Here is a 9,585-nt window from a genome sequence, read left to right as displayed (position 1 = left end):
CTCTCCCCACTTGCAGCTATCCAAACAGGTTTAACTTCATTCTTTGATTTTATCAACTATAAAACAAAAAATGTTTCCACTATAGAAGTAAAAAGCAATGATGAATTTGGACAAATCTCAAATGCTATCAATGAAAACATTCTTGCTACTAAAAGAGGCTTAGAACAAGACAATCAAGCCGTTAAAGAATCAGTTCAAACCGTATCAGTTGTAGAAGGTGGTAATTTAACAGCAAGAATTACTGCTAATCCAAGAAACCCACAACTGATTGAACTTAAAAATGTTCTAAATAAACTTCTTGATGTTTTACAAGCTAGAGTAGGTTCTGATATGAATGCTATTCATAAAATTTTTGAAGAATACAAAAGCTTAGACTTTAGAAATAAATTAGAAAATGCTAGCGGTAGTGTAGAATTAACTACTAATGCTTTAGGTGATGAAATAGTTAAAATGCTAAAACAAAGTTCAGACTTTGCTAATGCTTTAGCTAATGAAAGTGGAAAATTACAAACTGCTGTTCAAAGCTTAACCACTTCTTCAAATTCTCAAGCTCAATCTTTAGAAGAAACTGCAGCAGCTTTAGAAGAGATCACTTCTTCTATGCAAAATGTTTCAGTTAAAACTAGTGATGTTATCACTCAATCTGAAGAGATTAAAAATGTTACAGGTATTATAGGTGATATTGCAGATCAAATCAATCTTTTAGCTTTAAATGCAGCTATTGAAGCAGCTCGTGCTGGAGAACATGGTAGAGGCTTTGCAGTGGTAGCTGATGAAGTTAGAAAGTTAGCTGAAAGAACTCAAAAGTCTTTATCAGAAATTGAAGCTAATACTAATTTACTTGTTCAATCTATCAATGATATGGCAGAAAGTATTAAAGAACAAACTGCAGGTATCACTCAAATCAATGATAGCGTAGCTCAAATTGATCAAACTACTAAAGATAATGTTGAAATTGCTAATGAATCAGCTATTATTTCTAGTACAGTAAGTGATATAGCTAATAATATCTTAGAAGATGTTAAGAAGAAAAGGTTTTAATCTTAGATAACTAGCTAAAAAGCTAGTTATCTCTAAATTTACTTATTGATTTAAAATTTGATTTTTACTCTTACATAAATTCTGCCAATTTGAAACACTTTTGATTTCAAGACATTGTTTTAAACTTTCTTTTTCAGCTTGTATATTTTGCATTCTTTCATAAGTTAAAGCTTGGATATATAAAGCTCTTGCCTTATCCTTATCTGAAAGTTTTAATTTAAGCAAATCTGTTAAAACAGCTAAACTTTCTTCATTTTTATTGATTTTAGCCAAAGTATCAAGATACATAAATTCCAAATTAGGACTAAAAAGATTTATACCTTTAAAATTTTGATAGTCAATGGCCTTAGGTGCGTAAGTTAAAATCGTTGTTTGCATATTATGATCATTAGCATAAGAAAGTAAAGCATCGTAGGCTTCTACCATACTAAAATTCATTGGAAAACTTTCTAAAATTTGCAAAATTTTAATGGCTTGATTATAGTCATTTAAACGCAACAAAGACAAAAATTGCAAATAATAAGCCTTAAAATTCTCATCATCGCTTTTTAAAATTCTAGAATTAGCTATATCTTTAGAAATTTTGATCACCTGAGGATATTGTTTATTATCAAAAAGAATAGATGCTTTTTGAAGACCATAAAATATAGAATCTTCATTATAATTTTTATCTATATAATCAAGTGCTTGTTCAACATTAGAAGTTCTGATAAGACAAGCTAACATTTGTTTTTTATTCTCAATTTTCTGACCTATATCATAAGCACTAAAACGCATAAAAATATTTGCAGCATTGATACAATTATCAGCTTTTATGGCATTTTTTAAATCATTAATGGCTGCTTTCTCTAAAAATTGAGTAGCATTTGGAATTTTTTTACTTTCTATAAGATCTTTATAAGCTAAAATAGCACTAAAATTTCCCTCTTTATAATAAAGTGCAACATCTTCATCTAAAGCTTTATTTGCAATATTCTCATCTTTATTTGCATATTGCTTCATTAAATCTGTATAACGCTGATGCAAAAAGCTTGCATTATTATCACCTAAAGCAAAGAATACCTCATCACTTGCTTTTTTAATTTCATCTAAATACTTACCATCTAAATAATCATCCATATACAAATCAAGGTATTTTTTAGCATCACTAGATCTGTTAGCATGTGATAAAACCAAGGCTAAATCTTTTAAAGTTTCTTCATAACTTGGATCAAGTTTGGACATTTTAGCAAAGGCATCTTCATAAATACTTGCACTTATATCAAATTGTCCTTTTTGATTAAATAATTTAGCAAGTTCTAAAGATCTTGGAATATCTTTTCCAAAATATTCAGGATTGGCTTTTAAAATGGTATTAATATATTCTATAGCTTTATTTACTTGCTCATTTAAAAGCAAATTCTTTGCCAAACTCATAGCTGCTCTTGCAGCTAAATCTAAATTTTTTGTATTAAAATAAGTATTTTCATAGATATTTACAGCTTTTTCTTTTTCATTTAAATTATAAATATAATCTGCATAATCAAGTTTTGATAACTGAGTAAAATAATTATTAGGTTGTTCATTATCCAAAATCGACATTGTATACTCTACATCAGCACGCTGAGCTAAAGCGATATAAGTTTTTAACATTATATGTAAAACTTCTGAAAAATTTTTATCACTTGTAAAAGTACGCATCCAATTTTTAGCATCATCAATCATCTTTTCTAAAATTTGCTGATCGCGTATACTTGGATCTTGAGTGTAAAGTTTATTTTGAGCTCTTAATTTATAAAGTATAAATTCACTAGTAAAAATACTGCCACGATATCTATTGATAGCATTTTGTGCATCAATCACCACTTGATTGTAATTAGCCTTATCGTATTCTTTTTTGATGCGTAAATAAGTATTGATATCTGCACTTTGAGGAATAACAACAGGATCAGAATTTAAATCCAAAGCTCCAACATAAGGCAAACTCTCATGTGGAAAATTGATATTAAAATCAAGTCCATCATAGTCTTTAATAGGTGCTAGTTCTGGTGTAAAAATAAAAGTAAAAGCCTTACTTTTATGCGAACTTGATGAACTGAGTTCTTTATCTATATAAATATTTTGAGAAGTGTCAAACATTCTTGCTTGTATTTTTGGCAAAATGATCATTTTAATTTTTTGAGCTTCTTGTATAAATTTTAAATCAAAAGCAGAAAAACTCTGATCTTTTAATTTATTATCAACCATACCTGCAATATCACATTCAAAATGAACTTTTGCTTCGGTAATAAATTTTTGACATGTAAATTCTAAATCATTACTCGCATGTAAAACTGCAAAAGCTTGATTATTTTCGCGACCCGTGTTTAAAACAAGCTCAAAAGCAAAAGCATTTAAAAAACTTAATAAAATTAAAAATAATATTCTCATAAAATAATTATAGCAAAACTCTTATAACATTAACAATATAGCAAAAGTGCTTACACAAACACAAAAAGCTAAAATAAAATTTTGTATAAAACTAAACTTAATATTATGAACCCTATCATTTTTCATAAATAAAACATGAATTAAAATCTTTAAATACGCATAAAGCATAATAACAGAAGATAAAGCCACAAAAAGCGCCAAATACCAATATCCATTTAAAATTGCTGTATTTAAAATCATAAATTTACCCCAAAACACTCCAAAAGGCGGGATACCTGCTAAAGAAAGCACACTAATGCTTAAACAAAAAGCAATTAAAGGTTTTTTAACCAAAAGCCCATTTAAACTCTCATAAGAATTATTCTCATAATTGCTTAAAATCATAAATACAGCATAATTTGCAAAAGCAAATAAAGTCCAATATCCAAAAATAGCAAGCAAAATTCCATCAAAATTTTGTTCTTTTAATAAAGGAATGCAAGCTACCAAAACCAAAGAAGAATGCACTACAGAACTATAAGCAAACATTTTTTTGATATTGTTTTGACTTAGAGCCGCAAAAGCACCTATAAGCATAGAAAAAATCGCTAGAACTATTATGATATATTCAAAACCTGTATTATTTAAAAAATCAAACAAACGAATAACCACAACCAACATGGCAACTTTTGGCACAACTGAAATAAAAGCAACCAAATTTGTATGTGCTGCATAATACACATCTTTAAGCCAAAAATGAAAAGGTGCCAAAGAAAGCTTGATTGCACAAAGAACAAAAATCATCACTCCAGCACCCAAAAGCATGGGATCTTTTTGAAACTCATTTTTTAACGCTAAATTAGCAGATAAATCTAAAGTTCCTGTTTTTAAATAAATAAAAGCTACAGCCATAACAAAAAACCCAGCTCCTACAGCCGCTACACTAAAGTATTTTATCGCACTTGAAATAGCATTATCACTTCCACGCATTGCTATTAAAGTATAAAGTGCTAAAGAAGAACTTTCAAGTCCTATAAAAATAAGTACTAAATTTGAGCTTGAAACCATCAAAAGCAAAGATGCAATCATAAATAAAAATAAAGCATAAAATTCACCCTGATTTTCTTCTTTTTGCATTAAAAGATATAAAAATGAAAAACACAAAATCACCAAAGAAGCATAAAATGAAACAATATCATTATTTAAAGTAGCCAAAAAAGCTTTTGCTTCTAAACCTTGAGCATTTGCATTATTTAAAATCAAAAAAGCACTTACAATCAAAGACAAAGAACTTATGCCGATATAAAACGATCGATGAAATTTCCAAAAACCAGAGCAAAGCAAAAGAACTATTGCAGTTGTAATTAAAAATAAAAATGGATAAGATAAGCTTATATTTAAAAGTTCTAAATTTAAAAAATTATTTAACATTTGCCTCTCCTATTTTAGATAAAAAATCTAAAGTATTTTGCTCAACAGCTCTAATATTCATTGTTTTTATAAGATTATCCACATCTTTTTGTATCGGCTTTAAAAGTATATTTGGCATAAGCCCTAGTCCAAAAATCATTACTACAATGCACACAAGCGCTACTATTTCTCTAAAAAGTAAAGAAAAACCCTCTATAAAGCTTTGTTTTTGCATGAAAAATATTTTTCTAAATACTGCGAACATATAAATCGCTCCTAAAATAATCACCAAACCTGCCAACAAAGCGTAAAATAAATTAATCTTTGCTATACCTAAAAGAATTAAAAACTCTCCCACAAAAGAAACAGTTAAAGGCAAAGAAACACTCGCAAGTAAAATGAGCATAAAGAAAATTGAAAATAAAGGTGCTTTTTTGGCTAAAGAATGGTAAAAAGAAATATCATAAGTATGATATCTTTGGTATAAAAGTTCAACCATTAAAAATAAAGCTCCCGTTACAATACCATGTGCAAACATATAAAAAACCGCACCACTAATACCCAAAGCATTTAAAGAAAAAATTCCCAAAATCATCACACCAAGATGTGAAATAGAACTATAAGCAATCAATTCTTTAATATTTTCTGCTCTATAAGCAATTAAAGCGTTATAAACGATACTTACTATACATAAAGCTACAATTAAAGGCATAAAATACACACTCGCATCTGGAAAAAGTGGTAAACAAAAAAGTAAAAATCCAAAAGGAGCCATTTTAAAAACTACAAGCATTACAGAAACAAGTATAGGCGAATTTGCATAAACCTTAGGTGCCCAAGTATGAAGTGGAAATAAAGGAGCTTTGATAGCAAAAGCGATAAAAAATGCTCCAAAAAGTAAAAGTTGCTCTGTAAAATTTACTGCTGAGGCATTATTTTTCCAAATTTCCAAGTCAAAAGTGAAGATATTTAAAAGCTGATAATTTAAATAAGCTTGATAAATCAATGCTACAAGCATTAAAATTGAACCCGCAAAAGCATAGATAAAAAATTTCACCCCTGCTCTAAAATCTTTACCATAAACTCCCATAATATAAAGCAAAGGCAAAAGAGAAAATTCCCAAAAAACATAAAACAACAAACCATCTTTTGCGCTAAAAAGTCCCATAATAGCAAATTCTAAAAAGAATATACAAGATATAAGCGCTTTTTGTTCTAGTTTCAAAAATAAAAAGCTTAAAAATATCATCAAAGAACTTAAAAGTATCAATACAAGTGCAATACTGTCTACTCCTACATGAAAGCTAAAAAATTTCAAAATTTTAAAAGAGAGATTATAATCAAAGCTTACCCCTTGTAAAAAATCCGCAAAAATATCCAAATTTAAAGCCAAAATCATAAAACTTACAACAACGCTAAAAACCTTAACGCCTCCGCGATTTAATAGCAAAACCACAAAAGCAGAAATTAAAGGAAAAAATATCAAATAATTTAGCATTTTACACCATCCATACTAAAATCAACAAAATCACAAAAGCTGCCACCAAAAACCTAAGCATTAAGTTTAAGCTGTTTGGCATAATCATTTTTTGTGAAATATTTTGAGAATACAAAGCAATTTTTTCAACTATTCTATCAAAAATATAAAGATCACAATGCTTTAAAATCGCACATAAGCTTTCATATTTTGAAACGATAAATTGATGATAGAATTGAGGAATAAAATAATCATTACTTAAAAGTTTATGAATTTTATTTTCTTCAATACTTTCCTTAAACCAAGAATTTTTATAAGCAAAAATAGCCAAAATTGCACCCAAAATAGCTGCTACACTCGCACAAATCATTACAATTTGATTTTGCGCATCAATAAAAACTAATTTTGTGCTTAAATATTCAAAAAAACTATGTTCGAAAAATCCTGCAATAATAGCTAAAACCATCAAAGGACTCATAGCCAAAAGTGCGATTTTACTTGCTTCATGTGGATGTTCATCATGTCTTGCAGGGGTAAAAAATACCAACATTAAAAGTCTAAAGCTATAAAATGCTGTTAAAAAAGCTGCGATTAAGAGCACTAAAAAAATACCATGGTGAAAAGAAATGAAAGAATATCCCAAAATCAAATCTTTAGAGAAAAATCCTGCAAAAGGATAAATTCCTGCTAAAGCTAAAGATCCTATACACATTAAAATAGCTGTAATTTTTAAAGGTTTAAAAAGTCCACCCATTTTTTTAATGTCTAATTTATCATTCATAGCATGCATTACATTTCCAGCGCCTAAGAAAAGTAAAGATTTAAAAAAAGCATGCGTAGCTAAGTGAAATAAAGCTATACCATAAGCCCCAAGTCCTGCAGCCACAAACATATATCCAAGTTGCGATAAGGTAGAGTAAGCAATAATGCGTTTTAAATCCCTAACCACCAAAGCCATAGAGGCTGCAAAAATCGCTACAAAAGCTCCAAGTAAGGCAATAATATAAGAAACTTCAGGAACTAAATCATAAAGCGTACTCGCACGAATTACCAAATAAACCCCCGCTGTTACCATGGTTGCTGCATGGATTAATGCAGAAACAGGAGTTGGCCCTGCCATAGCATCAGCAAGCCAAGTGTGAAAAGGAAATTGTGCAGATTTTCCCATAGCCCCTATAAATAAACAAGTTGCGATTAAGATCAAAGCATTGTGATCTAGGCTTTGTGCCATGGAAAAAACTTCATCATATTTTAAAGTTCCTGCTTGCAAATAAAGCCAAAAAATTCCTAAAAGCATACCCAAATCCGCAATACGATTCATAATAAAAGCTTCATTAGCCGCAAAAGAATAAGTATCATTTTTATACCAAAAACCTATGAGCAACCAAGAGCAAAGCCCAACGCCTTCCCAACCTACGAAAAGTCCTAAGAAATTATCACTCATAACTAAAAAAAGCATAGAAAAGACAAAAAGCCCCAAATAAGCAAAAAATTTATTAAAACCTTCATCATGAGCCATATAAAAAATACTATAAAAATGCACACAAGTAGCTACAATACCTACAACACTCATCATAGTAAGCGAAATAGCATCTATATCAAAGCCAAAATTTACTCCAGCAAACCATTCAAACAAACTCACATTAAAAGCTTCATTGCAAAAAAGCAAATACAAAGAACAAAAAGCACTCAAAGCTACTAAAAGTGAACAAATTATCCCTACAAATTGTTTTTTCTCACTCAAAGCAAAACAACTTGCAAACAAAAAAGCTACAAAAGGACTAAAAAGAGAAATCAAAGCTAAATTTTGCATACTAAGCCTCCACTTCTTTTAAGCTTTTTAATTCCAAAGTGCCTTTTCTTCTATACCAAAGCACACACAAAGCTACACCAACAGCTACTTCACAAGCTGCTACACCCATGATAAAAAGCGCAAAAACCTGTCCATTTAAATCATTGTGCATTTTAGAAGCTGCTACTAAGGCTAAATTAGCACTATTTAATAAAATTTCACTTGAGATAAAAAGCATGATGAGATTTTGTCTTTTTAAAATCCCTACAAGTCCTATGACAAACATTAAAATAGCGACGAAAAAATACTTTTCTATCATTGTTTTTCCTTTGTTAGCTCTTTATGAGTAAGCACTATAGCACAGACTAAAGCAATCAAAAGCAAAATAGCTATAAACTCAAAAGCTAAAAGATATTTTGAAAAAATCGCTAAAGCCAGTTGTTTATTAAAATCAAACAAAGCAGGATCATTTAAAGGCAAATCCGTGCTGATATTTTGGTATTTAAAACCTATAAGCATGGCCAAAAGTAAAATCGTACTTAAAACCACCAAAGTAAAAAAACTTTTTTTAGCTTTAAGTTGTTCTTTAAATTCTTTAGAAGCATCAAAAAACATCATCGCAAAACTATAAAGTCCAAGTACAGCTCCACTATAAACAATAATTTGTATCACGCCTAAAAACTCTGCATCAAGTAAAAAATAAAATCCCGATAAAAATACCATTCCACCCGCTAAAGCAGAAAGAGAATAAAGCATATTTTTACTTAAAACCGCAATGCCAAAAAAGCCTAAAACCACTACACTAAAAAATACAAAAGCCAAATTTTCTATCATTTATTTTCTCCTTGCTCTTGTGTATTTTGATTTTCTAAGGCTCTTTCAATCATCACATCATAATAATTTGGCGTTTTTTTAACCCACAAATTTGCATCCTTTCTAAGACTTCCTGCTCCTTCAAATTCAACTTGATTTTTAAGCTTATCAATAGGAGTTAAAAAATCTTGCTTATAGCCAAAATAAGACCTTTGCTCGGCTGCATTTTCATACTCTGTGCCATGCACTATAGCAAGTTCAGGGCAAACCTCAGCGCAAAAACCACAATAAATACAACGCCCTAAATTAATACTATAATTTTCTACTTTTTTACGCCCATTTTCATCTAAAGAAGTTTCCATTCTGATACAATTACTAATGCAAATTTTTTCGCAAAGCCCACAACCTATACATCTTTCATTTTCGCTTTCTATAAAACGCATCAAACGATGAACAGCACGGTAACGATTGTCAAGCTTTACCTTTTCAAAAGGATATTTAATCGTAGCGCTATTATTTCTCTTAAGTAATTCTCTCATCATCACAAAAAGCCCTACAAAAAGCTCTAGTTTAACGCTTCTACGCAAAGCTTGTGAAATTTTCTCCCAAGTGCTAACAGGAGTTTTTCTTTTCTCATCTACTAAATAATAATTTTTCATATCAA

At 29.8% G+C, this 9,585-nt stretch carries 8 protein-coding genes; 1 reads left to right on the top strand and 7 read right to left on the bottom strand.

From position 1 onward, the window contains the following. Window positions 1-1,041: methyl-accepting chemotaxis protein (locus AJN56_RS04630; protein WP_002867986.1), on the top strand; the 1,041-nt coding region annotated here is incomplete at its 5' end. Between the two features lie 42 nt (window positions 1,042-1,083). Here AJN56_RS04630 and AJN56_RS04625 read toward each other — a convergent pair. Genes AJN56_RS04625 through nuoI form a run of 7 tightly spaced genes read right to left on the bottom strand, consistent with a single transcriptional unit; the run spans window position 1,084 to window position 9,580 of the window. Beyond that, window positions 1,084-3,450, bottom strand: a complete 2,367-nt coding sequence (locus AJN56_RS04625; RefSeq protein ID WP_002892155.1) for a hypothetical protein — start codon at window positions 3,448-3,450, stop codon at window positions 1,084-1,086. Between the two features lie 21 nt (window positions 3,451-3,471). Continuing rightward, on the bottom strand, window positions 3,472-4,860 hold the full coding sequence (locus tag AJN56_RS04620) for an NADH-quinone oxidoreductase subunit N (protein WP_002892159.1): 1,389 nt from the start codon (window positions 4,858-4,860) through the stop codon (window positions 3,472-3,474). Further along, window positions 4,850-6,337, bottom strand: coding sequence for an NADH-quinone oxidoreductase subunit M (locus AJN56_RS04615; protein WP_002858136.1), 1,488 nt, complete (start codon window positions 6,335-6,337; stop codon window positions 4,850-4,852). Before AJN56_RS04615 ends, AJN56_RS04620 begins: the two co-directional genes overlap by 11 nt. A gap of 1 nt (window position 6,338) precedes the next feature. After that, window positions 6,339-8,129, bottom strand: a complete 1,791-nt coding sequence (gene nuoL, locus AJN56_RS04610; protein ID WP_002851310.1) for an NADH-quinone oxidoreductase subunit L — start codon at window positions 8,127-8,129, stop codon at window positions 6,339-6,341. Window position 8,130: 1 nt separating this feature from the next. Next, window positions 8,131-8,427 carry an NADH-quinone oxidoreductase subunit NuoK gene (gene nuoK / locus AJN56_RS04605; RefSeq protein ID WP_002851490.1) on the bottom strand — a complete coding sequence of 99 codons (297 nt, stop codon included), beginning with the start codon at window positions 8,425-8,427 and terminating at the stop codon, window positions 8,131-8,133. Then, a complete protein-coding gene (locus AJN56_RS04600; RefSeq protein WP_002864418.1) occupies window positions 8,424-8,942 on the bottom strand; it encodes an NADH-quinone oxidoreductase subunit J in 519 nt (172 codons plus the stop codon). Before AJN56_RS04600 ends, nuoK begins: the two co-directional genes overlap by 4 nt. Continuing rightward, window positions 8,939-9,580 carry an NADH-quinone oxidoreductase subunit NuoI gene (nuoI, locus tag AJN56_RS04595; RefSeq protein WP_002851456.1) on the bottom strand — a complete coding sequence of 214 codons (642 nt, stop codon included), beginning with the start codon at window positions 9,578-9,580 and terminating at the stop codon, window positions 8,939-8,941. Before nuoI ends, AJN56_RS04600 begins: the two co-directional genes overlap by 4 nt. Window positions 9,581-9,585: the final 5 nt, after the last annotated feature.

Origin of the sequence: Campylobacter sp. BCW_4319 (genome assembly GCF_001764435.1) — a bacterium.
GTDB lineage: Bacteria > Campylobacterota > Campylobacteria > Campylobacterales > Campylobacteraceae > Campylobacter_D > Campylobacter_D jejuni.
The sequence above is the reverse complement of the archived record's forward strand: the minus strand, read 5'-3'. Positions and strand labels throughout refer to the sequence as shown.